Origin of the sequence: Pseudomonas sp. AE27, from assembly GCF_037113495.1 — a bacterium.
GTDB classification, from domain to species: Bacteria; Pseudomonadota; Gammaproteobacteria; order Pseudomonadales; family Pseudomonadaceae; genus Aquipseudomonas; species Aquipseudomonas palmensis.
Genome location: NZ_CP146966.1, coordinates 3,939,580 through 3,964,329 on the forward strand (window position 1 = coordinate 3,939,580; position 24,750 = coordinate 3,964,329).

At 65.5% G+C, this 24,750-nt stretch carries 27 protein-coding genes; 9 read left to right on the forward strand and 18 right to left on the reverse strand.

Annotated elements, in window-relative coordinates; genetic code table 11:
• Positions 1–80 precede the first annotated feature (80 nt).
• From V9K84_RS18120 to V9K84_RS18135, 4 genes are all read right to left on the reverse strand, one after another.
• Positions 81–2,537 (reverse strand): TonB-dependent receptor, encoded by a 2,457-nt coding sequence (locus tag V9K84_RS18120; RefSeq protein ID WP_058540622.1) that lies wholly within the window; start codon positions 2,535–2,537, stop codon positions 81–83.
• Positions 2,538–2,613: 76 nt separating this feature from the next.
• The gene (locus tag V9K84_RS18125) at positions 2,614–3,555 is read right to left on the reverse strand and encodes a FecR family protein (RefSeq protein ID WP_256582860.1); all 942 of its coding nucleotides are present in this window, start codon (positions 3,553–3,555) and stop codon (positions 2,614–2,616) included.
• Positions 3,552–4,067: a sigma-70 family RNA polymerase sigma factor gene (locus tag V9K84_RS18130; RefSeq protein WP_043864306.1), complete on the reverse strand. Its 516-nt coding sequence runs from the start codon at positions 4,065–4,067 to the stop codon at positions 3,552–3,554. The genes V9K84_RS18125 and V9K84_RS18130 overlap by 4 nt, the downstream gene beginning before the upstream one ends.
• Before the next feature lie 112 nt (positions 4,068–4,179).
• Positions 4,180–4,797 carry a LysE family translocator gene (locus tag V9K84_RS18135; protein WP_078481780.1) on the reverse strand — a complete coding sequence of 206 codons (618 nt, stop codon included), beginning with the start codon at positions 4,795–4,797 and terminating at the stop codon, positions 4,180–4,182.
• Between the two features lie 115 nt (positions 4,798–4,912).
• Here V9K84_RS18135 and V9K84_RS18140 point away from each other — a divergent pair, with 115 nt between their 5' ends.
• A complete protein-coding gene (locus V9K84_RS18140; RefSeq protein ID WP_088515259.1) occupies positions 4,913–5,761 on the forward strand; it encodes a LysR substrate-binding domain-containing protein in 849 nt (282 codons plus the stop codon).
• Here V9K84_RS18140 and V9K84_RS18145 read toward each other — a convergent pair.
• Both V9K84_RS18145 and V9K84_RS18150 read right to left on the reverse strand, forming a co-directional pair.
• Positions 5,748–7,391 (reverse strand): AarF/UbiB family protein, encoded by a 1,644-nt coding sequence (locus tag V9K84_RS18145; protein ID WP_088515258.1) that lies wholly within the window; start codon positions 7,389–7,391, stop codon positions 5,748–5,750. The genes V9K84_RS18140 and V9K84_RS18145 overlap by 14 nt on opposite strands.
• A 96-nt stretch (positions 7,392–7,487) precedes the next feature.
• The gene (locus tag V9K84_RS18150) at positions 7,488–8,081 is read right to left on the reverse strand and encodes a D-Ala-D-Ala carboxypeptidase family metallohydrolase (protein ID WP_088515257.1); all 594 of its coding nucleotides are present in this window, start codon (positions 8,079–8,081) and stop codon (positions 7,488–7,490) included.
• A gap of 87 nt (positions 8,082–8,168) precedes the next feature.
• Between V9K84_RS18150 and V9K84_RS18155 the strand changes: the two genes are divergently transcribed.
• On the forward strand, positions 8,169–9,293 hold the full coding sequence (locus V9K84_RS18155; RefSeq protein ID WP_043859819.1) for a hypothetical protein: 1,125 nt from the start codon (positions 8,169–8,171) through the stop codon (positions 9,291–9,293).
• 88 nt (positions 9,294–9,381) lie between these two features.
• On the opposite strand, the gene can is transcribed toward V9K84_RS18155, so the two are convergent.
• The gene (can, locus tag V9K84_RS18160; RefSeq protein ID WP_043859818.1) at positions 9,382–10,020 is read right to left on the reverse strand and encodes a carbonate dehydratase; all 639 of its coding nucleotides are present in this window, start codon (positions 10,018–10,020) and stop codon (positions 9,382–9,384) included.
• Between the two features lie 118 nt (positions 10,021–10,138).
• Between can and V9K84_RS18165 the strand changes: the two genes are divergently transcribed.
• Positions 10,139–10,462 carry a serine kinase/phosphatase gene (locus V9K84_RS18165; RefSeq protein ID WP_088515256.1) on the forward strand — a complete coding sequence of 108 codons (324 nt, stop codon included), beginning with the start codon at positions 10,139–10,141 and terminating at the stop codon, positions 10,460–10,462.
• A gap of 4 nt (positions 10,463–10,466) precedes the next feature.
• Here the strand turns inward: V9K84_RS18165 and rimI are convergent, their stop codons facing one another.
• Both rimI and V9K84_RS18175 read right to left on the reverse strand, forming a co-directional pair.
• The gene (gene rimI, locus V9K84_RS18170) at positions 10,467–10,922 is read right to left on the reverse strand and encodes a ribosomal protein S18-alanine N-acetyltransferase (RefSeq protein ID WP_043859816.1); all 456 of its coding nucleotides are present in this window, start codon (positions 10,920–10,922) and stop codon (positions 10,467–10,469) included.
• Positions 10,915–11,697: a hypothetical protein gene (locus V9K84_RS18175; protein ID WP_043859815.1), complete on the reverse strand. Its 783-nt coding sequence runs from the start codon at positions 11,695–11,697 to the stop codon at positions 10,915–10,917. The genes rimI and V9K84_RS18175 overlap by 8 nt, the downstream gene beginning before the upstream one ends.
• Before the next feature lie 166 nt (positions 11,698–11,863).
• On the opposite strand from V9K84_RS18175, the gene mksB reads away from it, so the two are divergent.
• The 3 genes from mksB to mksF are packed head-to-tail and all read left to right on the forward strand — an operon-like array spanning position 11,864 to position 16,663.
• A complete protein-coding gene (gene mksB / locus V9K84_RS18180; protein ID WP_043859814.1) occupies positions 11,864–13,141 on the forward strand; it encodes an Mks condensin complex protein MksB in 1,278 nt (425 codons plus the stop codon).
• Positions 13,131–13,832, forward strand: a complete 702-nt coding sequence (gene mksE / locus V9K84_RS18185; RefSeq protein WP_043859813.1) for an Mks condensin complex protein MksE — start codon at positions 13,131–13,133, stop codon at positions 13,830–13,832. The genes mksB and mksE overlap by 11 nt, the downstream gene beginning before the upstream one ends.
• Positions 13,829–16,663: an Mks condensin complex protein MksF gene (mksF, locus tag V9K84_RS18190; protein WP_054916262.1), complete on the forward strand. Its 2,835-nt coding sequence runs from the start codon at positions 13,829–13,831 to the stop codon at positions 16,661–16,663. The genes mksE and mksF overlap by 4 nt, the downstream gene beginning before the upstream one ends.
• A gap of 134 nt (positions 16,664–16,797) precedes the next feature.
• Here the strand turns inward: mksF and V9K84_RS18195 are convergent, their stop codons facing one another.
• From V9K84_RS18195 to rplU, 5 genes are all read right to left on the reverse strand, one after another.
• On the reverse strand, positions 16,798–17,259 hold the full coding sequence (locus tag V9K84_RS18195; RefSeq protein ID WP_078481775.1) for a CreA family protein: 462 nt from the start codon (positions 17,257–17,259) through the stop codon (positions 16,798–16,800).
• A 4-nt stretch (positions 17,260–17,263) separates the two neighbouring features.
• Positions 17,264–18,382: a glutamate 5-kinase gene (proB, locus tag V9K84_RS18200; protein WP_043860222.1), complete on the reverse strand. Its 1,119-nt coding sequence runs from the start codon at positions 18,380–18,382 to the stop codon at positions 17,264–17,266.
• Between the two features lie 75 nt (positions 18,383–18,457).
• The gene (gene cgtA, locus V9K84_RS18205) at positions 18,458–19,681 is read right to left on the reverse strand and encodes an Obg family GTPase CgtA (protein ID WP_043860221.1); all 1,224 of its coding nucleotides are present in this window, start codon (positions 19,679–19,681) and stop codon (positions 18,458–18,460) included.
• 191 nt (positions 19,682–19,872) lie between these two features.
• Positions 19,873–20,130, reverse strand: coding sequence for a 50S ribosomal protein L27 (rpmA, locus tag V9K84_RS18210; protein WP_010225698.1), 258 nt, complete (start codon positions 20,128–20,130; stop codon positions 19,873–19,875).
• Between the two features lie 33 nt (positions 20,131–20,163).
• Positions 20,164–20,475: a 50S ribosomal protein L21 gene (rplU, locus tag V9K84_RS18215; protein ID WP_038614793.1), complete on the reverse strand. Its 312-nt coding sequence runs from the start codon at positions 20,473–20,475 to the stop codon at positions 20,164–20,166.
• Between the two features lie 253 nt (positions 20,476–20,728).
• Between rplU and V9K84_RS18220 the strand changes: the two genes are divergently transcribed.
• From V9K84_RS18220 to V9K84_RS18230, 3 genes are all read left to right on the forward strand, one after another.
• Complete coding sequence (locus V9K84_RS18220) at positions 20,729–21,697, forward strand: polyprenyl synthetase family protein (RefSeq protein ID WP_054916263.1); 969 nt, start codon at positions 20,729–20,731, stop codon at positions 21,695–21,697.
• A 99-nt stretch (positions 21,698–21,796) separates the two neighbouring features.
• Positions 21,797–22,138 (forward strand): zinc ribbon domain-containing protein YjdM, encoded by a 342-nt coding sequence (locus tag V9K84_RS18225; RefSeq protein ID WP_043860219.1) that lies wholly within the window; start codon positions 21,797–21,799, stop codon positions 22,136–22,138.
• A gap of 133 nt (positions 22,139–22,271) precedes the next feature.
• Positions 22,272–22,520, forward strand: a complete 249-nt coding sequence (locus tag V9K84_RS18230) for a hypothetical protein (RefSeq protein WP_043860218.1) — start codon at positions 22,272–22,274, stop codon at positions 22,518–22,520.
• A gap of 79 nt (positions 22,521–22,599) precedes the next feature.
• Here the strand turns inward: V9K84_RS18230 and V9K84_RS18235 are convergent, their stop codons facing one another.
• The 4 genes from V9K84_RS18235 to V9K84_RS18250 form a co-directional block, all read right to left on the reverse strand.
• Entirely contained in the window at positions 22,600–23,217 is a 618-nt protein-coding gene (locus V9K84_RS18235; RefSeq protein WP_043860217.1) for an FKBP-type peptidyl-prolyl cis-trans isomerase, read from the reverse strand.
• Positions 23,218–23,303: 86 nt separating this feature from the next.
• Positions 23,304–23,609, reverse strand: a complete 306-nt coding sequence (locus V9K84_RS18240; protein ID WP_043860216.1) for a DUF6482 family protein — start codon at positions 23,607–23,609, stop codon at positions 23,304–23,306.
• A gap of 136 nt (positions 23,610–23,745) precedes the next feature.
• On the reverse strand, positions 23,746–24,234 hold the full coding sequence (locus tag V9K84_RS18245; protein WP_043860215.1) for a TIGR00645 family protein: 489 nt from the start codon (positions 24,232–24,234) through the stop codon (positions 23,746–23,748).
• Between the two features lie 109 nt (positions 24,235–24,343).
• The gene (locus V9K84_RS18250; protein WP_043860214.1) at positions 24,344–24,685 is read right to left on the reverse strand and encodes a hypothetical protein; all 342 of its coding nucleotides are present in this window, start codon (positions 24,683–24,685) and stop codon (positions 24,344–24,346) included.
• Positions 24,686–24,750 lie beyond the last annotated feature (65 nt).

The window sequence follows — 24,750 nt, forward strand, 5'->3', positions numbered from 1 at the left end:
TTTCATGCCTGAAGAAAAGTGCCGGCCGCTTCGCCGGCAAGGCCGGCCCCTGCACGCCCGCAGGAGCCGGCCTGATCCTTTCAGAGCGACCAGCGCAACGTCAGCATCGCATTGCGGGGGTCACCGTAGAAGTTGCCGCCATACACCGTGTTGGTGGCAATGCTCTGGTAGTACCTGGTGTCGAACACGTTGTTCACGTTCAGGCGCACGTCCAGGTGCTCGGAGGCCTTGTAGCTGAGCATCAGGTCGACCAAGGTGTAGGCATCCTGCTCGATGCGGTAGGTGCTGTCGGTGGCGTACCAGTTGTCACCCTTGTTGTAGATCGCATTCTGCCGGTACACCCCGCCGCCGACCTTCCAGCGCTCGAGCTCGCCCGGCAGCTGGTAGGTGGTGAACGCCTTGAACACGTGCCGCGGGATGTCGGTGTCGAACAGCCGTCCCTCGTTGGCCGGGTCGCCGTCCTTCACGTACTTGACCTGGGCGAAGGTGTAGCCCGCGCCCAGCTCCCAGCCCGGCAGCACGGTGCCGTTCACTTCCAGCTCGATACCCTCGCTGCGCAGCTTGCCCGCCGCCTCGGAGCAGCTGGGCACCAGGTCGGAGCACTGGTAGCGCTCCAGGGTCTTGGCGCGATTCTCCTGGTCGATGCGAAACACCGCGGCACTGGCATTCAATGCGCCGTCGAAGTACTCGCCCTTGATCCCCACCTCGTAGTTCTTGCCCTCGATCGGCTTGAGTTCGCTGCCGCTGGCGTCCTGCTCGGACTGCGGCTTGAAGATGTCGGTGTAGCTCACGTACACCGAATGCTGCGCATCCAGGTCGTAGATCACCCCGGCGTAGCGGGTCAGGTTGCGCGTGACGCTCACGTTGACAGGCTTGCCCAGGCGCGTGCCGTTGCGGGTCTGGGATTCGCTGTCGTACCAGTCCAGGCGCCCGCCCACGATCAGCTTCAGGTCGTCGGCCAGGTTGAAGCGCGACGTGACGTAGGTGCCGGTCTGCGAGGTTTCGCGGTCCTGGTGCCAGTAGTTCAGGTCCAGGCGACGCTTGGGCAGGCTGCCGGGGTCCCAGGCATGGATGTTCATGCCGATCAGGTCGTCGCTGTAGTTGCCCTTGCCCTCGAAGGTCAGCTCGCGGCGGCTGGCCCCGACTACCAGTTCGTGTGTACGCCCCAGCAACTGGTACGGCCCGGTGGCATAGGCGTCATAGCTGCTCTGCTCGTCGTCGTAGTGGTACTGCCCCAGGTACTGGCCGAACACCTCGCCCTCATCGCCCATGCGCTCGGTCATGCTGCCGAGCATCTTGAGCTTCGACCAGGTGCGGCTGGCCGCCAGCAGCAGCTTCCAGTCGTTGTCCAGGCGATAGTCCAGGCGGCTGAACAGGGTGGTGTTGTCCTGGTCCCAGTATTCCCAGTCGTTGCCCAGGTAGGTGGAGCGCGAAAGGTGCAGGTCGCTGCCGTCGATGCCAGTGGGCAGGCCGCCCCAGGTGGAGGTGTTGTTGACGCTCTGGTTCGACAGCCCCAGGGTGAAGGTGCTGTTGTCGCTCAGGTCGGCCTCGCCGATGGCATAGAACACCGAGCGCTCGGTATCGGCCACGTCCTGGAAGCTGTTGCGGGTCTGGTAGGCGGTGACCATCCGGCCGCGCAGGGTGCCGCTGTCGTTGAGCGCGCCGGAGCCGTCGACCTCGGTACGGTAGTTGTCCCAGCTGCCGGCACTGCCGGTGATGCTCAGGCGCGGGTCGGCCGTGGGGCGCTTGCGCACCATGTTGATCGCCGCCGACGGCGTGCCCGAGCCCTGCATCAGGCCGGTGGCGCCGCGCACCACCTCGACGTGGTCGTAGATCGCCATGTCGGGCGTGGAGTTCATGTCCCGCGAGAGGTAATGCGACAGGTCGTTGGAGAGCCCGTCGTTCATCAGGTTCTCGACGGTGAAGCCGCGAGCATAGAAGGTCGGGCGCTGCGGGCCGTCCTTGGTCATGGACATGCCGGGGGTGTTCTTGAGCACATCTTCCAGGCTCTGCATGTCCTGGTCGTCCATGCGCTGGCGGGTGATCACACTCACCGACTGCGGGGTTTCGCGGATGCTCAGGGGCAGCTTGGTGGCCGTCTGCATCGGCCCGGTGGTGTAGGAGCCGGTACCCTCGGTGGTGCTCCCCAGCACCTGCCCGTTGATACTGGTGGCGCCCAGCTCCACCGCGCCGTTGGCCGCCGGCAGCGCCACCAGCACGTAGCCGTCGCTGCTGGCCTGGGCCTGCAGGCCGTGGCCGTACAGCAGCGCGGCGAAGCCGTCCTGCAGGGCATAGTTGCCCTGCAGCCCGGCGCTGGACAGGTTGGCGACCTGGCCGGCATTGAACGAAATGGCCACCCCCGACTCGCGGGCATAACGGCTCAGCACGTCGCCCAGCGCCCCGGCCGGGATGGCATAGCGCTGCACCTGCTGTTGCGCATGCGCCGGCTGCAGGGCCAGCAGCGGCAGCGTGCCGAGGGCTAGATGAACCGCCAGCGCCAGGGCGCGGCTGGGCTTGAGGGGCTTGTGTGAAGGCATGTTCCCGACTCTCCGATGTATTGGCTAATACAAGGACGCACAGGTAACGGGAACTGGAAGCGTTTGATAAGGATTTCTATTCAAGAGTGACTCGCGTGACCCACGGGGTGTAGTGCTGCACCCGGATCGGGAAGCTGCGCGCCAGCAGGCGCAACGCCCGCTCGCTGTCGTCGGCGGGCAACACGGCGGTCACGTTCAGGTGCGCCAGCGCCTTGGTATCGAACAGCAGGTAGCCGCCGTGGTTGCGTGCCAGGCGTTCCAGCACCTCGCCCAGCGGCTGCTCCTTGACCATCATCTGGTGGCTGGCCCAGGCCTGCTCCAGCCCGGCGGCGTCGACCGCCTGGAGTGGCTGGATGCCAGTGGCGTCGAAGCGCACCTGCTGGCCGGCGCTGACCGTGCGGCTGCTGCCGGCGCTCTTGACCTCGGTGCTCGACTCGAGCATGGCCAGGCGTGTGCTGTGCTCGCTGCGCTCGACCATGAAGCGGGTGCCCAGGGCACGGATGCTGCCGTGTTCGGTGACCACGCGGAACGGGCGACTGGCGTCCTTGGCCACATCCAGCAGGATCTCGCCGCTGAGCAGGCGCAGGGTGCGCGATTGGGCGTCGAACTGCAGGTCGACCGCCGACCGGCCATCCAGGCTGATGCGGCTGCCGTCCGGCAATTGCTGTGTAGTCCACTGGCCGCTGCCGGTACGGATATCGGCCATCAGATAAGCCGGCGGATAGTGCTGCAGCACCAGGCCGGCCGGCAGCAGCAGGCCCAGGCTGATTGCCAGCGCCTTGAGCGCGCGCTTGCCACGGGGTTGCGGCGCAATGCGCTTGAGCGCCGCGCGGGCCGGCGCACGGGGCAGTTCACGCAGTGGCGCGAGGCTGCCCTGCAACTGGCGCACGGCCTCCAGGTGCTGCGGGTCGCTGGCCAGCCATGCCTCGAAGGCCTGCTGGTCGCCGGCACTGGCGCTGTCGTCCAGGCGCACCAGCCATTCGGCAGCCTTGCGCAGGGTGGCCGCAGGCAGGTTCACAGGGCAGGATCCGTGGCAGCGTGGCAGTGCAGCAGGGCCTGCACCAGGTGGTTCTGCACCGTCTTGGTCGAGACGTTCAGGCGTGCGGCGATCTCGGCATGGCTGAGCCCTTCGAGGTGACGCAGGATGAACACTTCGCGGGCACGCACGCTCATCAGGTCGAGGGCGCGGGCAATGTGCTCCAGGGCCTGGAGGGCGGCCAGCATCTGCTCGGGAGAAGGTGCCTGGTCGAGGTACTCGACATGCCGGGCGAGCGCTTCGCGGTAGGCCTGTTCGAGCTTCTGCCGGCGCCCGCGGTCGATCAGCAGACGCCGCGCCACGGTGGCCAGGAAGGCCCGCGGCTCGCGCGGGGCCACATAGCTGCCGGCGCTGAGCAGGCGCATGAAAGTGTCCTGGGCCGTGTCGGCAGCGTTGTGCGGGCAGTCCAGGCGTTGGCGCAGCCACACCAGCAGCCAGCCGTGGTAGCCCTTGTACAACGAAGCGAGACTGTCGGCGGGTGGGGTGGCTTTCATGTCGGCGGCACTAAATGAGAATGGTTATATCTTATGGCGCCGCTGGTGGGAGATGCAATGGCGGGATCGGTGGTGCGCCTTTCGCTGGCAAGCCAGCGCAGCGGCCAGGCGCTCAGCGCACATTCACGAACACCACCGCCACCCCCAGGCCGATCAACGCCACCCCGATCACCCGGTCCACCATGCGCTGGCGGCGCAGCATCGCCTGGCGCAACGCCTCCCGCGAAAAGAACAGCGCCACCAGGCTGAACCACACCCAATGCGCCAGCGACATGAACGCCCCATAGGCAAAGTTGAGCCCCAGCGAGGCCCCCGGCTGCACCACCTGGCTGTAGGCGCTGACCACGAACAGCATGGTCTTGGGGTTCAGCGCATTGGTCAGAAAGCCCGATGCGAACGCCCCCCATGCACCGCGCCCCGTCACCCCCGCCGCGCCCTCCAGGGCCACCGGCGCACGAGTGCGCAGCGACCGATACCCCAGGTAGATCAGGTACCCTGCCCCCACCACCTTCATGGCCATGAACAGCCCCGGCGACTGGCTGATCAGCACTGCCACCCCCAGCACCGTGTACACCACATGCACCTGCACGCCGCAGGCAATCCCCAGGGCGGCGAGCAATCCGCTGCGCCTGCCAAACGCATAGCTGCTGCGTGTCACCATGGCAAAGTCCGCCCCCGGGCTGATCACCGCCAATACGGTAATCAAGGCCACCGCCAGCAATTCACCCACCGTCGATACTCCATGAAATGACGCAGATGATTCTGCGCAGCGCCATTATCGAAAGCTTCAGCACGGCAAAAAAGCGATTTATAGTGGCGCAAATCCGCTAGTTTTCCTCACACATATGAAACTGCCCGCCCTCGCCGCCTTTCGCTATTTCGACGTCGCCGCCCAGACCGAAAGCTTCGTGCGCGCGGCCCAGCAGCTCAACGTCACCCACGGTGCGGTGAGCCGTCAGGTGCGTCTGCTGGAAGAATCCCTGGGGGTGCAGTTGTTCGAGCGGCGCAACCGCGCCATTTTCCTCACGCCGGCCGGGCGCGCCCTGCACGACACCACCCTGTCGGTGTTCGAGCAGCTGCACGCCAGCGTGCAACGCCTGCAGCAGGCCCGCGACAACGTGCTGGTGCTGTCATGCGAGCCGACCATCGCGATGAAGTGGCTGATCCCGCGGCTGCCGGCGTTCCATGCCGCGCACCCGGACATCCAGCTGCACCTGGTGGCCGCCGGCGGGCCGGTGGACTTTGCCCGCAGCGGCATCGACCTGGCGCTGCGCCGCGACGACTTCCACTGGGATGCCAGCCTGCACAGCCTCAAGCTCTGCAACGAGGCAGTAGGGCCGGTGTGTCGCGCCGACCTGGCACTGCCCGGCAAGGGCTTTGCCGGTACCCGCCTGCTGCACAGCGCCACCCGTCCCGACGCCTGGAAGCACTGGCTGCGCCTGAGCGGCCAGTCGGCCAGGGGCAGCAGCCGCGCCGGCTACGAACACTTCTACCTGTGCATCCAGGCCGCCCTGGCCGGGCTGGGCGTGGCGCTGGCCTCGCGCATGATGGTGCAGGACGAGCTCGACAGCGGGCAGTTGGTGGCACCCTACGGGTTCACCGAGGACGGTTCGGCCTACTACCTGCTGAGCCCCGAGCCCTTCGCTGCCGGCACGGCGCAGCGGCGCTTTGCCGACTGGCTCACGGGCTCTTGAACAGGCTGCGCAAAAACGCCAGCAAGCCGCCCAGGGTGGCGATCGCCGCCAGCCAGCTGACGGCGGGCAAGCCCAGCCACACCGGACCGGCAGCGGCGATCTGCGGGCCGAAGGCAATCACCAGCGCACTGATCAGCAACGCCAGCGACAGCCGCGTCGAGGCCAGGCGCAACGAACGCTCCAGGCGCTCCAGCCCCGGCACATCGACGCGCATCTCCAGCACACCATGCTTGAAGCGGTTCACCAGCAGCCGCGTCAGCTGCGGCAATTCGCCGAGCAGGCCGCGTCCCAGTTCCAGGCCATCGAGCCCCAGGCGCTTGGCAATCTTCCAGCTCAGTTGCGCCTTGAGCTGAGCCCTGATCGCCGGTCTGGCGGTGGCCACCAGGTCCAGTTGCGGGTCCAGCCGGGTCAGTACGCCGTCGGCGGTCACCAGGGCCTTGAACAGCACCAGCAGGTCCGGGGGCAGCAGCAGGCGGTATTCGCGCATCAGCCCCAGAAAATCCTCGATCAGCGCGCCCATCTTCAGCGCCTTGCCGCCGTGACGCGCCATGTACTCGCCGGCCGCCTGCTCGATGGCGGGCATGTTGCGCACGCCGTCGTCGTTCCAGTCCACCAGCACCGTCACCAGTGCATCGCTGTTGCCCTCTGTCAGGGCGCGCATGAACGTCATCACCTCCAGCCGACGGCGCTCGCCAAGGCGCCCGACCATGCCGAAGTCGATGAACCCTACGCGGTTGTCGTCCATGGCCTTGAGGTTGCCCGGGTGCGGGTCGCCATGGAACAGCCCGTCCTCCAGCAGCATCTTGATGAACGCGGCGGCGCCGCGGCTGGCCAGCAGGCTCGGGTCCAGGCCCTGCTCGATCAGCGCCTCGCGCTCCAGCGGGGTATGGCTGGGCAGGTACTGCTGCACCAGCAGCCGCTCGCTGCTGTGGGCCCAGTAGATGCGCGGAATGACGATGTGCGGCTGGCTGGCGAAATTGGCCGCCACCGCGTCGCAGTGGCTGCCTTCCTGGGTGAAGTCCAACTCTTCGAGCATGGCCCGGGCCAGTTGCCGCACCATCTTGCGCGGCTGGTAGTCGGCCAGGGCGGTGTTTTGCTCGACCAGTTGCGCAACGCTTTCGAGCAGTTGCAGGTCGGCGGTCATCTTGCGCCGCAGCCCCGGACGCTGAACCTTGACCACCACCTCCTCGCCCCCGAGCAGGCGTGCCCGATACACCTGGGCCATGGACGCCGCCGCCAGCGGGGTGGTGTCGAACTCGGCGAATACCTGGTCCAGTTCGGCGCCCAGGTCTTCGAGCACCTGGGCCTGCAGCTGCGCCCAGGGCAAGGTAGCGGCGCTGCTGTGCAGGGCCTGCAACTCGTCGATCCATGCCGCCGGCAAAATGTCGCTGCGGCTGGAGAGGATCTGCCCGAGCTTGACGAAGGTCGGGCCCAGCGCCTCCAGCGCCCGCCGCACGCGTTGCGGGGTGCCTTCGTCGGCGGGCAGGCCGGCCACCGTTTCGGCCTCCCCCAGCAGCCTGCCCAGCCCCAGGCGGAACAGCACGTCCTGGGCGCCGAAGTTGGCCAGCACCACGACAATCTCGCGCACACGCTGATGATGCTTGAGCGCAGTCCAGGTCGATTCGAGCATTGGGCGGTTCCTCGGGGCGGGTTGATGTGCAGGGGGTGAACTACTTCCGTACCTTGCGGGGCCCAGGAGTTCCTCGCCCCGCCATCGCCGAGCTGTTCAGGAGCTGGGCGCCAGGCGCGGGCAAAACGACGAGTCGGCACTCAGGTCGCCGCCCCAGGTGCGGTAGCCGGCGGTGTCGATATGGATGCGCCCCGACGGGTAGCGGCCAAGCCCCATGTTCCAGACCTGGCCCTGGGTCTGCCAGAACTCGCACAATGGTCGCGGATCGGCCCACGCCGGCAGCAGCAGGTCGATCGCGAAGGCGCGGGTATGCGCACTGTCGCGGGCACCACCGGCGCAGCGGTTGAGGGTGGGGTTGCGATAGGCCGAGACCACTTCGTAGGTTTTCAGGCGCTGCTGCTCGCCCAGGGTCTTGAGCAACTGCAGGGTCGAGCGTACCGCCGGCCATTGGTCGGGCGGCGCCACGGCGAACGGTTCGGCGTTGCACAGGCGCCAGTCGCTGGCCGAGCGCAGCAGCTGGTACAACGGCACTACCCCATACAGCCGCGCCTGCACCAGCATTTCGCGAAACGCGCGCGTATCGTGGCTGCCCGTCCACTGCGCGAACGACCACAGGTCGCGCTCGTCGGCGTGGGCCGGCAACACGCTCAACAGCCCGGCGAACAGTGCAATGCCCGGATACCCCTTCATGGTCCTGCCCCCTTCCCCTCGTCCTGAGAACTACCCCAGTATGGCAAGCCTTCCGCACATCGGGAGTTCATCGACAAGGAGTTGAACATGCGTACACCTTTTGCCCTGGGCCTGATCGCCCTTGCCGCCAGCAGCGCCGTGCTGGCCGACGCCCGCGTACCGCTGGGCGATGCGCAGCGCGTGACCCGCCTATTCGCCTACCCCAACAACTGCGGGGTGATCTGCTTTCGCGACTGGTCGCTGGAGCGCACCGTGGAGCACTACCTGACCCAGAGCGTGCAGCGCGATGGCTACCCGACCGCCACGGTGACGGTGCGTCGCGAGCACGACCAGCTGCATGCCGACATCAGCGGCGTACCGACCACCTACGCGGCCCCGCTCAAGGCCCTGCTCGACAGCGGCGAACTGGCCTATGCAGGTGCCGACCGGCTCAATCGCGAGGGCAAGTGGGCGTACAACTGGGCGTTGTTCCTGCCGTTGGGCATGGCCCTGGAGAACCGGCGCAGCATCGAGCTGCTGCACTTTCCGCCGGACTACTCGCTGACCCAGGCCCAGGACTACCTGCGCTCCAACACCACCGACCGCTGGGCCCAGCTGCTGACCTTCAACGGCGTGCCGGCGCAACACACCCCGGCCTACCAGACCATCGTGGACATCGCGCCGATTGCCGCGCCAGCCAGTGCCGGCAAGGACCTTGAAGGGGTGTACGGGTATTTCACCGACTACCAGGTGCGCATGGTCAGGGACATGACCGCGGCCGCTGACGGCGCCAGCCTGCCGATGGTGGCGTTCGGTGCGCCGGTGCGCAGTTGGGTGCAGCAGCAGTACGGGCCAGAGGTGAAGGTACTGGGGCTGGTGAGCATCAGCCCGGTGCCTGGGCGCAACGTGCCGGTGCTGGGCGCAAATCACCCGAGCGCGATCTGGTACGCCGCCGACCCGAAGAACAACGACAACGACCCGGACAAGGCCGATGCGGCGGGTTTGCGGATGATGGGGCAGGACTTGAGCGCGGCGTGCTGGCAGGCGGGAATGGGGCGCAACCCGAAGGCGGATGCAAGTGCCACGCTGGGGGCATGCACGCAAAAATGGCAGGTGAAGGAGAAGAAGCAGACCTGCGGGCTGTTTTTCCGCACGGTACGCCAGATGACGCCGGAGCAGGCCCATGCCAAGTGCAATACGGGGGTAATGACGCGGGCGTTACGCAACCTGTAGGAGCCGGCTTTGCCGGCGAAGGCCGCACCACGGACAGGTAGCGCGGCCTTCGCCAGCCAGGCTGGCTCCTGCAACAGCCAATGGGCGGTCAGTCCTGCGGACGCAACCGGTACTGCGGCGGCAGCTGCTCGAACCCGCTGATGGTAGTGTTCAGGCTTTTCCACAGGCCGTCCTTGATCCCGTAGATGCACCCATGGATCGACAGGCTCTGCCCGCGATGCCAGGCGTTCTGCACGATGCTGGTGTGCCCCACGTTCGCCACCTGCTGGATCACGTTCAGCTCGCACAGGCGGTCGACCTGCTCTTCCTCGGTCGCCAGCTTGGACAATTCCACACGATGCTCGTAGTACACGTCGCGAATCGCCCGAAGCCAGCCGTCGATCAGGCCCAGCTGACGGTCCTGCATCGAGGCCCGCACGCCGCCGCAACCGTAGTGCCCGGTCACCAGGATGTGCTTGACCTTGAGTACGTCCACCGCGTACTGGATCACCGACAGGCAGTTGAGGTCGGTGTGCAGCACCACGTTCGCCACGTTGCGGTGCACGAACAGGTCGCCCGGCAGCATGCCGACGATCTCGTTGGCCGGCACCCGCGCATCCGAACAGCCGATCCAGAGGAATTCCGGAGTCTGCTGACGCGCCAGCTTGGCGAAGAAGTCCGGATCTTCCTGCTTGATCGCATCGGCCCAGCGCGCGTTGTTATCAATCAGTTCTTGTAGATCGTGCATGGTCAAGCCTCATGGGAATGCGCATGTGTGACTGGCGCCACCCCGTTCGGGTCACGCCTTTGAATCTTCCCGCCAGTGGCCGGTCCACCCCTTACAGGCCACCCGCAGGAGAATAGACATGACCGAATCACATCGCCCGCCGCATGCCCCGGAACCCGCACCGATCGATACCATCGAGGACAAGATGGGCTCGGTGCAGCCGCTGGACTTCGATCAAGACCCACCGGTGACCGACACGCACTACGACCCCAGCGACGATGACCTGACGCCCGAAACCCTGATCCCCGAAGACGGCGCCCGCTCAGCCGATGAAGTCGGCGGCGACCACCCGGCCGACTGGGACCTGAGCGTAGTCGACGAAGATGACATTGGCGGCGGCAACGGCCTGGACGAGGCCGAACTGGCGCGCCGCGACCCGCTGGACGGCAAGCGCGAGCGCTGAAGGGTTATTCTTCGAACAGCGTGCAGGCCATCACCAGCGCATCTTCGCGGCCACCCGCCACCGGGTAGTAGTCGCGTCGTCGGCCGATCTCGTTGAAGCCGAAGCGCTCGTACAGGCGATACGCCGACTGGTTGCTGGCGCGCACTTCGAGGAAGCACTCGCGGCCGTTGCTGGCGTAGGCGCGCTTCATCAGCTCTTCGAGCAGGCGCAGGCCCAGGCCACGGCCCTGGCTTTCGGGCTTGACGGTGATGTTGAGCAGGTGCGCCTCGTCGATGATCACGTTGATCACGCCGTGGCCCACCTGCTGCTGGCCTTCGAACATCAGCCAGATTTCGTAGTTCTTCAGCCCGTCGAGAAAGATCCCCCGGGTCCACGGGTGGCTGAAGGCGGCGTATTCGATCTTCAGCACGGCATCCAGATCCGCCTCGGTCATGCGGCGAAAACTGATGTTGTCACTCATTGCGTGGTTTCCAGCGCGCCATCAGCCGGCGCATGGCTTGCCAGACGTGCGCCTTGCGGGCGGGCTCGTCCATCAACAGTTCAAGGCCAGGCAAGGCCCAGCAGTTGCCCAGGCCCTCCACCGGCAATTCGCGGTAGTACGCCTGCTCGTCGGCTTCACCGGCAAAGCGCACCGCCGGCAGGCCGACCAGCCACAGGCAGCTGCAGGGCGCCTCTTCAAGGCGGGCCTGGATGAAACCCTGGACAAAATCACGCGCCGCCAGCGGGCCCTGGTCGAGAGTGCCGCGCACCAGCAACGGCCAGCGTACCGGCTCGCCGATGATCTGCGGGCTGTCGGGCAGGCCGGCGGCGCGCAGCATGTCCTTGAGCAGCAGGTAGGACGGGTCGCGGCTCTGGAACGGCTGACCGGTGACCAGCTCCACCAGCACCAGGCAATCGCCGGCACGCAGCAACTGCAAGGCAAAGCGGGGCGGCGGTACCAGCGCTGGCTTGACCACGGCGGCGGTTTCTTCGGCATCGAGCACCGGCTTGCTGGCCGGCTTGGCGCTGACCGTCGGTCGCGGAATCTCGATTTTTGGCCGCTCGGCCGGCTTGGCAGCCGGTGCAGACGCCTTGGCCACCACTGCCGGCAGCACCACCGGCGCCTCGACCAGCGGTTCGGGTACCCGCAGCAGCTCGGGGCGCGATGGCGCGGCGAACGGCAGTTCGGCGCGCGGCAGCCAGTGCACCACTTGCATGGCGTTCAGGTAGGCGCGGCGGCGGGACTCGGTAAGCAAAGGGCGGCCATCTGTGGATAAGTCGGGGCGAGCATTCTACCGCCGTTACGCCGCCGTTGCAGGCACAAAACCGCCCGACAACACCGGCAAACGATCAGGGGGTGAATCGATCCCCCCCTGATGCAGTACAATCGGCGCTTTTACTTGGCAGCGAGTCGACCCGCCAATGATCGAACCCAAGCGCGTCCTGCGCGCCCTAGCCGAACACTGGGCCCTGCTCGAGCCGTTGTGCGAGCGCTTCGACGGGGGCACCCTGAGCCTGGCCGAGCTGCGCGGGCAACTGGCCGCACAACAGCTCGACAGTACGCCCCAGGACATCACCAACCTGCTGGACGTGTGGATTCGCCTGGACATCCTGGTCCCGGTGGCCAAGAGCCCGAACCGCTTCGAGCTCAACGCCCAGATCCACGACTTCCTGGCCTACCTGCGGCGCGAGCACCGCCTGGGCCTGTGCCTGGAGATCGAAGCCTACCTGCGCCACCTCGAGCGCCTGGCCGGGCATATCCAGGACGCCTTCGACATCCGCGACGGCAACGACCTGGCGCGCCAGCTGCGTCTGCTCGACATGCGCGTGCGTGACGTGCTGAAAAAACTCGACAACGACGAGCAGGCGCTGGTGGCGGTGGCCGAGCGGGCCAAGACCAGCGACCGGCAGATCCCGCTGCGCCAGCGCTACGCCGAAGTGCTGGCCACCTGGGACGAATACGTCGAGCCGATGATCCAGCTGGTGAACGCCGACGGCGCCTTCGAACAGGGCGTGCGCAAGGTCGAGACCGTGCTGCTGCGCCTGCTGGGCGAGCAGGCGCGACTGGGCCACCTGGTCGATGACGACATGCTGCTGCGCACCCACGCGCGCATCCTCGAGATGCAGACCAGCGCCCAGCTGACCCTGCGCCACGCCCGCGAGCTGCTGCTGCCGCTGCGTGAAGAGGCACGCCGGCACAACGCCGTGACCCGTGGCGCCGCACTGGCGCTGTCGGTGATCCGGCGCAAGGGCATCGACGCCGTGCCGCAGGCGGCCATGCCGCTGTTCACCCGCCCGCAGAGCACCTTCCTCGGCAGCGCCAGCCAGGTCGAGGCCTACGTGTATGCCCTGGCCCGCTTCGAAGCCAAGCCGGCGCAGTTCCCCAAGGCGCACAAGAGCCACAAGGGCGCCGCGCCGCGTGCACCGCGCACGGTCAAGGAAATGCTCGAGCGCTGCGAAGACGCCCTGCCGCTGCCCGACCTGATGGTGTGGCTGCTGGAGCAGGAGCCCGAAGGCGCCACCGACGAACTGCTGTACTGGTTCTCGCGCCTGTCGCGGGAAAAACGCTTTACCCGCGCGCGCCTGGAGCGCCGCGAGTACACCACTCAGGAACACCTGGTCAGCCTGCGCTCGTTCGCCCTGACTTCAAGCCGCGAACCGTCGCCCGAGCCTACTGCGAGCCCTACCCATGCATCTTGATCTTTCCGAACTGTCCCAGCTCGCACCGATCTTCCGCGAGCTGTTCAAGGGCTTCCACATCAGCCGGCGCGACCCGGAGCTGTACGCCCAGCTGTCGAACTTCCAGGACCAGTACCGCGGCCTGTTCAAGGCCCTGGGCTTCGAACTGGTGTGCGACACCCGTGGTTTCTACTACTTCGTGCCGGAACTGGCTGCTGCCCAGGTCAACAAGACCGCCCAGCGCCTGTCGCTGTTCACCTTCATCCTGGTGGAGCACCTGGCCGACCAGGGCCGCGACCCGATGTCGGTGCTCGACGGCGGCAGCCTGGGGCGCGACGAGCTGCCCTCGCTGCTGGAAAAGTACCGCGACCTGTTCCTGCAGGCCGAGGTGCAGACCCCCGACGAGCTGGAAGAGAAGATCATGCGCCGCATGACCCAGCTCGGCTTTGCCAGCGAAGACAACGGCATCTACCGCTTCCTGCCGCCGATGCACCGCTTCCTCGACGTGTGCCTGTCGGTGCAGCAGGACCGCGACCTGGCCGCCAGCCTGCACAGTGCCCTGCCGCTGCCGACCCCGGTGCTGGTGGTGGAAGAAACCCCTGAAGAGCTGAACAGGACCGACGACCCGCTCGACCTGAGCCCGTTCGAGGAAAGCGAAGAAGACGCCTTGGCCCGTGCCATTGCCCAAGAGCAACAGGAGATTGACGCATGAGCCAGGACCGCTACGGCATTCGCCGCTTTGCATTGCTCAACACCGCCGGCTACAGCCTGGGCCTGTTCCCGCTGGAGCACCCGCTGTCGGTGTACGGCGCCAACAACCTGGGCAAGAGTGCGTCGATCAACGCCCTGCAGTTCCCGATCCTGGCGCGCATGTCGGACATGAGCTTCGGCAAGTACAGCCTGGAGCAGTCACGCCGCTTCTACTTCGCCAGCGACACCAGCTACATCCTCTGCGAGGTCAACCTGCCCCACGGCCCGCACGTGATCGGCGTGGTCGGGCGCGGCCCTGGCGGCGGCTTCGGCCACCAGTTCTTCGCCTATGCCGGCGAGCTGGACCTGGGCCACTACCAGAAGAACGACACCTGCCTGCGCCAGAAGGAGCTGTTCACCAACCTGGAGCGCAACGGCCTGAAAGCCTACGAGCTCAAGCCCGACGAACTGCGCCGGCTGCTGGTGGGCGGGCACACCTCGGTGCCGCTGGACCTGACCCTGATTCCGCTGCGCTCCACCAGCGAGCAGAGCCTGAAGACCTTCCGCGCCCTGTTCATCAACCTGCTGCACATGCGCGAGATTACCGCGGCCAAGCTCAAGCAGCTGTTCCTCGATGCGTTCGAGCACAGCCTGCGCTCGGGCAGCGTCGACTACATCGCCGCCTGCGAAGAAGCCTTCCGCGACGTGCGGCGCATGGAACAGGACTACAACTCGCTGGTAGCCGCCGGCCCGCTGGTCGAGGCCCTGGCCAATGGCGTGGCCCAGCGCGACATCCTGCGCGGCAAGCTGCACCGCCTGTCACCGCTGCTCGACCAGTTGCTCGGCACCTGGCAGGACTACGCCGGCGCACGCAAGGAAGAACTGGTGCTGCAGGCCGAGCACTACAGCCACGAGCAGGACGCGCTGCAGAACAACCAGCGCGGCGGCACCCAGGAGCTGATGCGCCTGGAACGCGAAATGACCGGTATCCAGCGCTGGCTGGGCGAACTGTCGGTGCTCAAGCACCGCTTCGCGCTGGTGGATGACGTCAAGGTGCTGGAGCAGCAGCTGCTGGCCGCCAAGGACGCCCACGACGAACTGGCCGGTGCCCTGGCGCAGTCGCGCCAGTTCAGCGCCGAGGACCTGGAAGAGCGCCTGCGCGACCTGGAGAAACGCCTGAAGTCGGTCAAGCAGCAGCTCGACCATGCCGACAACAACAGCTATGCACGCCTGCGCGAAGAGTTCTCGCAGCAGGACGTCGAGCGCCTGATGCGCCTGTTCAACGGTGCGCTGTTCAGCCTGCCGCTGGGCGAGCGCGGCATCGAGCTGGATGACAGCGACGTGTGGGTCAAGTCCCTGGAAGCGGTACTCGACGGCTTCAAGGGCGAGCGCTTCGAGGCGCCGGGGCTGTCCATCGACCTCAGCCATATCGAGCCGCCGGCCTTGCAGGCCCTGGCCGACCGCGCCGCGCTGCGCGACCAGAAGGAGCGCCTGGAAAAAGAGCTCAAGCAGCTCAAGACCCAGCAAGCCGTGGCCGCCGACCGCGCCGCGAGCAAGACCCAGACCGAAGCGCTGTACCAGCAGGTGCTGGATGCGCAAAAGGCCCTGGAAGACTACCGCCGTACCCAGACCCTGTCGGCCGAGGAAGGCGACAAGCTGGAGCAGCTGGCGCAGATGGAGGCGGCCCAGGACGAGCTCAAGCGCTCCAGCGACGCGTTCACCGAGCGCGTGCAGCAACTGTCGGCCAAGCTGCAACTGGTCGGTCGCCAGATCGCCGACATGGAGGCCAAGCAGCGCACCCTCGACGACGCCCTGCGCCGTCGCCAGCTGCTGCCGGCCGACCTGCCGTTCGGCACGCCGTTCATGGACCCGGTCGACGACTCCATGGACAACCTGCTGCCGCTGCTCAACGACTATCAGGACAGCTGGCAGGGCCTGTTGCGGGTGGATGGCCAGATCGAGGCGCTGTACGCCCAGGTACGCCTCAAGGGCGTGGCCAAGTTCGACAGCGAAGACGACATGGAGCGCCGCCTGCAGCTGCTGATCAACGCCTACGCGCACCGTACCGACGAAGCCCTGACCCTGGGCAAGGCGCGGCGCGCGGCGGTGACCGACATCGCGCGTACCCTGCGCAACATCCGCAGCGACTACGACAGCCTCGAGCACCAGCTGGCACTGTTCAACCGCGAGATCAACAAGCGCCAGGTATCCAACCTGCAGAGCTTTCGCATCGTGCTGGCGCCGAACAAGGAAGCGCTCAAGCACATCGACCAGATCATCCACAGTGCCGGCCAGTACGAGGAAGGCGAGACCCTGTCGGTGTTCGACCTGAGCCAGAGCGCCGAGCAGGACAACAAGAACGAAGAGGCCAAGGAGTACCTGGCGCGGCTGGTGGCAGCCAACCACAACCAGCTGGGCCTGAAGGACCTGTTCGAGCTGGCGTTCGAGATCACCAAGGTAGGCGGCCAGCCGATCATCCATACCGACATCGATGGCGCGGCCTCCAACGGCACCACCATGACCATCAAGGCGCTGACCAACATGTACCTGTTGCTGCACCTGATGGACCGCGACCAGGCCGGGCGCGTGCGCCTGCCGTACTACCTGGACGAGGCGGCCGACATCGACGAACGCAACCAGGCGGCATTGCTGGAGACCAGCCTGCAGTTGGGCTTCGTGCCGATTCTGGCGAGCGTGAAGCCGCAGGTATCGGCGCACGTGGCAATCGACCTGGAGGGCGGTAGCGGGCCGAACGGGATCTACATCGACGAGGCGGACTGGAAGTACATCAGCCGTCGCGATCAGGTGAAGGTCGAGGTGCGGGAAGTGGAGGTTGAGCCGGCGTCGATCTGACGAAGGTACAGGGGCCTTGATGGCCCCTTCGCCGGCAAGGCCGGCTCCTACGGAGTTATCGTTGCCGGCGAAACGCGGTTATCGTCGCCTGTAGGAGCCGGCCTTGCCGGCGAAAGGGGCGACACGGTGCCCGATCACTGCGCCCAAGGCAGAATCGGAATCGCCGTCACCGCGTTCTGCGGGCTGCCTTCGATCAGGCGGTCGCTGTACACCAGGTACACCAGCGTGTTGCGCTTCTTGTCCAGAAAGCGCACCACCTGCATGGTCTTGAACACCAGCGAGGTGCGCTCCTTGAACACTTCATCGCCATCCTTGAGCTCGCCCTTGAAGCGAATCGGCCCCACCTGACGGCAGGCGATCGACGCCTCGGCACGGTCTTCGGCCAACCCCAGCCCACCCTTCACGCCGCCGGTCTTGGCGCGCGACAGGTAGCAGGTCACGCCCTCCACCTTGGGGTCGTCGAACGCCTCGACCACGATGCGGTCGTTGGGCCCGACGAACTTGAACACCGTCGACACCTGGCCGATTTCCTCGGCACCGGCCAGCATCGGCAAGGCCAGCAAGGCGGCTGCAAAAATCCCTTTGATCACGCTCATTTCCTCATACCAGAATCAGGTTGTCGCGGTGCACCAGTTCCGGCTCGGCGCTGTAGCCCAGCACGGCCTCGATGGCCTCGGATGACTGGCCGATGATCTTCTGCGCTTCGAGCGCGCTGTAGTTGGCCAGGCCGCGGGCCACTTCAAGGCCGTCCGGCCCTACGCACACGACCATCTCGCCACGCCGGAAACTGCCCTGCACGGTCTTGACGCCCACCGGCAGCAGGCTCTTGTTGGCCTGGCGCAAGGCCTGCACCGCACCGGCGTCCAGCACCAGGGTGCCGCGGGTCTGCAGGTGCCCGGCCAGCCATTGCTTGCGTGCCGCGAGCATGCCGCGCTCGGGCGAGAGCAAGGTGCCCAGGCGCTCGCCGGCCTTGAGGCGGTCGAGCACGCGCTCGATGCGACCGCCGACGATGATGGTGTGCGCCCCGGACCGCGCGGCCAGGCGCGCCGCACGCAGCTTGGTCTGCATACCGCCACGCCCCAGTGCGCCACCGGTGCCGCCGGCCACGGCGTCCAGCGCCGGGTCATCGGCGCGCGCCTCGTAGATCAGCTGGGCTTCGGGGTTGTTGCGCGGGTCGGCATCGAACATGCCGTCGCGGTCGGTGAGGATCACCAGCAGGTCGGCTTCCACCAGGTTGGCCACCAGTGCGGCCAGGGTGTCGTTGTCGCCGAAGCGGATCTCGTCGGTGACCACGGTGTCGTTCTCGTTGATAACCGGTACCACGCCCAGCTCCACCAGGGTACGCAGGGTGCTGCGGGCGTTGAGGTAACGCTTGCGGTCGGAGAGGTCGTCGTGGGTCAGCAGGATCTGCGCGGTGTGCCGGCCATGCTCGGCAAAGCTCGACTCCCAGGCCTGCACCAGGCCCATCTGGCCGATGGAGGCGGCAGCCTGCAGCTCGTTCATCGCACTCGGTCGCTTGCTCCAGCCCAGGCGGCTCATGCCGGCAGCCACGGCCCCCGAAGAGACCAGCACCAACTCGACCCCTGCCTCATGCAGGGCCACCATCTGCTCGACCCACACGCCCATCGCCGCGCGGTCCAGGCCCTTGCCATCCGCCGTCAGCAACGCGCTGCCGATTTTCACGACCCAGCGCTGCGCACCCGTCACCTTGCTCCGCATCTTCTTCCAACCTATAGAGATCTTTAGATACCAAAACGCCGCTTGAAAAAGCGGCGTTTAGTGTACTGCAACGAATCAGTCGCGCACGTAAATGATTTCCGGGCCGTCTTCGTCGTCTTCCCAGTCGTCATCATCATCGTCGTCGCCGATGTCGTGCACGCTCTTGACGCCGGTACGGCGCAGGGCGCGCGCGTCGTCCAGGGCCTGCAGCTGGGCACGGGCCTCGTCTTCGATGCGCTGGTCGAGGTCGGCCAGCTCGTCGCGGTAGGCCGGGTCGGCCGCCAGGCGGTCGGCACGGTCTTCGAGGTAGCGCATGATGTCGCGGCTGAGCTGCTCGGTGCCCTGCTTGGAGATCGCCGAGATGACGTACACCGGGCCTTCCCACTGCAGGCGCTCGACCACTTCCTTGACGCGCTCGTCGCGCTCGTCGTCCATCAGCATGTCGGTCTTGTTCAGCACCAGCCAGCGGTCACGCTCGGCCAGCGACGGGCTGAAGCGGGTCAGCTCGTTGACGATGACTTCGGCGGCGTCGGCGCTGCTGCTTTCATCCAGCGGGGCCAGGTCGACGAGGTGCAGCAGCAGGCGGGTACGCGCCAGGTGCTTGAGGAAGCGGATACCCAGGCCGGCGCCTTCCGAAGCGCCTTCGATCAGGCCGGGGATGTCGGCGATGACGAAGCTCTTCCAGCGGTCGACGCTGACCACGCCCAGGTTCGGCACCAGGGTGGTGAACGGGTAGTCGGCGACTTTCGGCTTGGCGGCCGACACCGAACGGATGAAGGTGGATTTGCCGGCATTGGGCAAGCCCAGCAGGCCGACGTCGGCCAGCACTTTCATTTCCAGTTTCAGGTCACGCTGCTCGCCGGGCTTGCCCGGGGTGGTCTGGCGTGGCGCACGGTTGGTGCTGGACTTGAAACGGGTGTTGCCCAGGCCGTGCCAGCCGCCCTGCACCACCATCAGTTTCTGCCCGGCCTTGACCAGGTCGCCGATCACTTCCTGGGTGCCCGCGTCGATCACGGTGGTGCCGACCGGCACGCGCAGGATCAGGTCGTCGCCCTTCTTGCCGGTGCAGTCGGTGCTGCCGCCATTGGAGCCGCGCTGGGCCTCGAAGTGACGGGTGTAGCGGTAGTCGACCAGGGTGTTGAGGTTTTCGTCGGCAACCATGTACACCGAGCCGCCGTCGCCACCATCGCCACCGTTGGGGCCACCGTTCTCGATGAACTTCTCGCGGCGGAAGCTCATGCAACCGTTACCGCCGTCACCGGCCTTGACCTTGATCGATACTTCGTCAACAAACTTCATAAAAACCGCCTCTCGTCAGTTGGACGAGCTGAGTGACACAAAGACATAAGGCTCTTGCAAAAGTGAGCGCGGCGGCCCCGATACGGCCAGAACACCAGCGCCGGCAGCCCATACAAACAGCTTTGCAAGAGACTCACCCCACAAACGAAAAAGCCCCGTCGCGAGACAGGGCTTTTCCAGCGATCGCGCGATTACTCGGCAACGACGCTCACGTAACGACGACCGAAGGCGCCTTTTACTTCGAACTTGATCTTACCCGCGATCTTGGCGAACAGGGTGTGATCCTTGCCCATGCCAACGCCGTAGCCAGCGTGGAATTGGGTGCCGCGCTGACGCACGATGATGTTGCCCGGGATGATAGCCTGGCCGCCATACATCTTCACGCCAAGGCGTTTGGCTTCTGAGTCGCGACCGTTACGGGTACTACCACCAGCTTTTTTGTGTGCCATGGTTCAATTCTCCAGAAATGGGGATTTGGGCGATTAAGCCGAAATACCGGTGATCTTGATTTCGGTGAACCACTGGCGGTGGCCCATACGCTTCATGTGGTGCTTACGGCGGCGGAACTTGATGATGCGCACTTTGTCGTGACGACCTTGCGAGATCACTTCAGCAACAACCTTGGCACCAGCAACGACTGGAGCGCCGATGTTCACGTCGTCGCCATTGGCAACCAACAGAACGCGGTCGAAAGTCACGGATTCGCCAGTGGCGACTTCCAGTTTTTCGATTTTCAGGTATTCACCTTCGGCGACTTTGTACTGCTTGCCACCGGTAACAATTACTGCGTACATGGGTATTTCTCCGATAATCCTGCTCACCCAGCTCTTTATAGGAAGAGTATTGGCTGGCATGGCTGCATAGGGCTGGAACGGCCCAGTGCAATTGCGTAAGGCAGGTGCTGCCCAGGAAGTTCAGGGTGCGCGATTGTACGCAAGCCAGCTTTGCCTTGCAAGTGTGGCCATTGACCCCACGGGCAGTGCGCCTTGACACGCCGGGACCCGCAACCTAGCATGCCGCGCAACCCTTATGGAGCACCTGTGGCCGATGCAACCCCAAGCTTTCTACCGTGCGGTAGCGGACGACTTCAGCGCCGTTGACGAGATCATCAAGAAGCAGCTGACTTCACGTGTGCCGCTGGTATCGAAAATCGGCGACTATATTACCTCGGCCGGGGGCAAGCGTCTGCGCCCGCTGCTGGTGTTGCTGTGCGGCAAGGCACTGGGCCGCGAAGGAGACGACCTGCGCCTGCTGGCAGCCACCATCGAGTTCCTGCACACCGCCACCCTGCTGCATGACGACGTGGTCGACATGTCGGGCATGCGCCGTGGCCGCTCCACCGCCAATGCCCTGTGGGGCAACGCGCCAAGCGTGCTGGTGGGCGACTTCCTGTACTCGCGCTCGTTCGAGATGATGGTCGAGCTGGGCTCGATGCCGGTCATGCAGATCCTCTCCAAGGCCACCCGCGTGATTGCCGAGGGTGAAGTGCTGCAGCTGTCGCGCATTCGCGACGCCAGCACCACCGAGGAAGTCTACATGGACGTCATCCGCGGCAAGACCGCCATGCTGTTCGAAGCCTCCACCCACAGCGCCGCCGCACTGGCCGGCGCCAGCGACGAACAGCGCGAAGCCCTGCGTACCTTCGGCGACCACCTGGGCGTGGCCTTCCAGCTGGTCGACGACCTGCTCGACTACAAGGGCGACGCCGAGACCCTGGGCAAGAACGTCGGTGACGACCTGGCCGAAGGCAAGCCGACCCTGCCGCTGATCTACACCATGCGCGAAGGCACCCCCGAGCAGGCGGCGCTGGTGCGCCAGGCCATCCAGAAAGGTGGCCTTGAAGACCTGGAGAGCATCCGCAACGCAGTGGAGGCCGCCGGCGCGCTGGAGTACACCGCACAGATGGCGCGTGACTACGTGGCCCGTGCCATCGCCTGCCTGGACGTGCTGCCGGCCAGCGAATACCGCGATGCGCTGGTCGAACTCAGCGAATTCGCCGTCGCCCGCACGCACTGATCCCCTGCCCCGGCCCATCGCTCGATGGGCCTGCTTTTCCTCTGGCCGGCAAAACCCTATACAATGTGGGTTTTCTGCACGTAGTCCTGAGGAACCGTAGTGAGCACTTTGCCACCCTGCCCCAAATGCAACTCCGAATACACCTACGAAGACGCCAGCCAGCTGATCTGCCCCGAGTGCGCCCACGAGTGGTCGGCCAGCGGTGAAGCCGAAGCGGCCAGCGACGAAGCGGTGAAGAAGGATTCGGTGGGCAACGTCCTGCAGGACGGCGACACCATCACCGTGATCAAGGACCTCAAGGTCAAGGGCACCTCGCTGGTGGTCAAGGTCGGCACCAAGGTCAAGAACATCCGCCTGTGCGACGGCGACCACGACATCGACTGCAAGATCGACGGCATCGGCCCGATGAAGCTGAAATCGGAATTCGTGCGCAAGGTCTGACCCCTGCCTGCCCGGGGCTGCACTCGCAGCCTCGACCCTACCGCCCGGCGGTAATCGCAAGAAAAATCCAATAGTCACTTGCTATTTTGATAATAAGAATTATTCTCATTGAACGCTTTCAAGGAGAATAGCCATGACTTATCTGATAGACGCCTGGCTTGACCGCCCCCATCCGTACCTGCGCATCCTGCACCGCGAAACCGGCGAGGTATGCGCCGTGCTCGAAGAAGACGCGCTGGGCGAACTGCGCGACCAGGGCGACCTGGATCTTCACGGGTTGAATTCGAGCGAGCCTGTGGTGCTCAAGGAGCTGGTGAGGAATCTGTTCCTGTTCTGCTATGCCCGGGCGTTGCGCCCTGGGGGTGGCGCGCAGTGGAACTGAAAACGCTTCGCCGGCAAGGCCGGCTCCTACACGGGTACGCGCTGACCCTGTAGGAGCCGGCCTTGCCGGCGAAGAGGTATTACAGTACGTCCAGCAGCTCGACGTCGAACACCAGCACGCTGTGCGGCGGGATGCTGCCAACGCCCTGGGCGCCGTAAGCCAGCTCGCTCGGTACGTACAGGCGCCATTTGCTGCCCGCGTTCATCAGTTGCAGGGCCTCGGTCCAGCCAGCGATCACGCCGCCGACCGGGAATTCTGCCGGCTGGCCACGCTCGTAGGAGCTGTCGAACACGGTGCCGTCGATCAGGGTGCCGTGGTAGTGGGTGCGCACGCTGTCTTCACGGCTTGGCTTGGCGCCTTCACCGGCAGTCAGTACTTCGAACTGCAGGCCCGAGGCCAGGGTGGTGATGCCGTCACGCTTGGCGTTCTCGGCCAGGAAGGCCTTGCCTTCGCCAGCGGCCGCTTCGGCCTTGGCAGCCGCTTCGGCCTGCATGATTTCACGGATGACCTTGAAGCTGGCCGACAGGTCTTCTTCGCTGACGCGGCTGGCCTGGCCATTGAAGGCGTCGGTCAGACCGGCCAGGATCGCGTCCAGGTTGACGCCCGGTGGCGGGTTGTCACGCAGCTGGCCACCCAGCTGACGGCCAATGCCGTAGCTGACGCGGGTTTCGTCGGTGGACAGGTTGAGTTCGGACATGTTTCTGCTCCGCTACAGGGCGCACAAAAGCCGCGCCCGCTGTGAAAAGGGCAAGCAGCCTAGCACACTGCGGCAAAGCAGTTCAGCTACCAGGCAGTACGTCGCGGCATCGGCACCTTGAGGTCTTCTTCGGGGGTGCCGTGCAGGCCGCACATCTCGTCCTGCACCGACCAGTGCACCAGGTGCAACGGCACGGCGGGCAAGCCATTGAGCAGGCGCTGACCATCGACCACCGAGTGCACCTTGAGACGTACCCCCTTGGCATCCAGCAACGGGTGCGCCTTGCCCTTGACCCGGGCCTCGAGCACGAAGTCCCCCCCTTCGATGGCGATCAGGTTCAGTTCGTCCACCCGGCCGGCCCTGGCCTCGCTGTTCAGTTCATGCAGGTTCATTGCGATACCTCGCTACTGGAACACTCCACAGGCCGTTCATTTTTTGTACAGCATCGACCAAAGCACAAGTCAGAAACGCAACCGCCCGTCCGTTATGCAACGGACGGGCGGCTGACAAGGCGTGATACCCCGCAGGTCAGTGCTTGGTCATCTTGTCCAGGTAGCCCATGGCGAACGCCGAGACCACGAAGGTCATGTGGATGATCACGTACCACATCAGGTACTGGGTCTCGATGTTGCGCGCGTCCATGAACACCCGCAGCAGGTGAATGGAGGAGATCGCCACGATCGAGGCGGCCACCTTCATCTTCAGCGAGGAAGAGTCCATCTTGCCCAGCCAGTTGAGCTTTTCGGTGCCTTCGGCGATATCCAGCTGCGACACGAAGTTCTCGTAGCCGGAGATCATCACCATCACCAGCAGGCCGCCCACCAGGGCCATGTCGATCAGCGACAGCAGTACCAGGATGAGGTCGGACTCGGCCAGCGAGAAGACGTTGGGCAGCACATGGAAGATCTCCTGAAAGAACTTCAGCGCCAACGCCAGCAGCCCCAGGGACAGGCCAAAATAGATGGGTGCGAGCAGCCAGCGCGAGGCGTACATCGCATTTTCGATAAAGCGTTCCATTGAGCAGATCACCAGGTGGCTGGAAAAAAACGAGCGCGAGTATAGCAGCCACCTGTGACAGGAAAAGCCCGCGACACGCTGCCACAGGCCAGTGGATGATCCGGTCGGTTCAGGTGTCGGGGTTGGACTGCAGGTCACCCACATGGTGAACCCGTTCGCCGTTGATGCGACGCAGCTGCGCCTGCAGGTGCACGCACCAGATCTGCGGGTCGTCGGCCACCTGGTAGCCGTGCAGGGTCAGGCTGTCGACAATCGCGCTGAGCACCGACTCGGCCACGAACGGCCCGTGAAACGGCCCCTGGGCCTTGATCGCGGAGGGTTGCTCGCCGGCCATGCCGGCGGCGAACAGCAGTGTCCACATGCCGGTGTCACCGGCCAGCGGGCGGATACGGCACTCAATGCGGGTCACCAGGCCCAGGCATTGACGGGTAAGGCTGAGGGTACGCGGCATGGCGACGGTCCTCGGTGAGGCGTTGCGTAGCCTGTGGCCAGGCTGGTTTCGATCCTTTTGCGCAC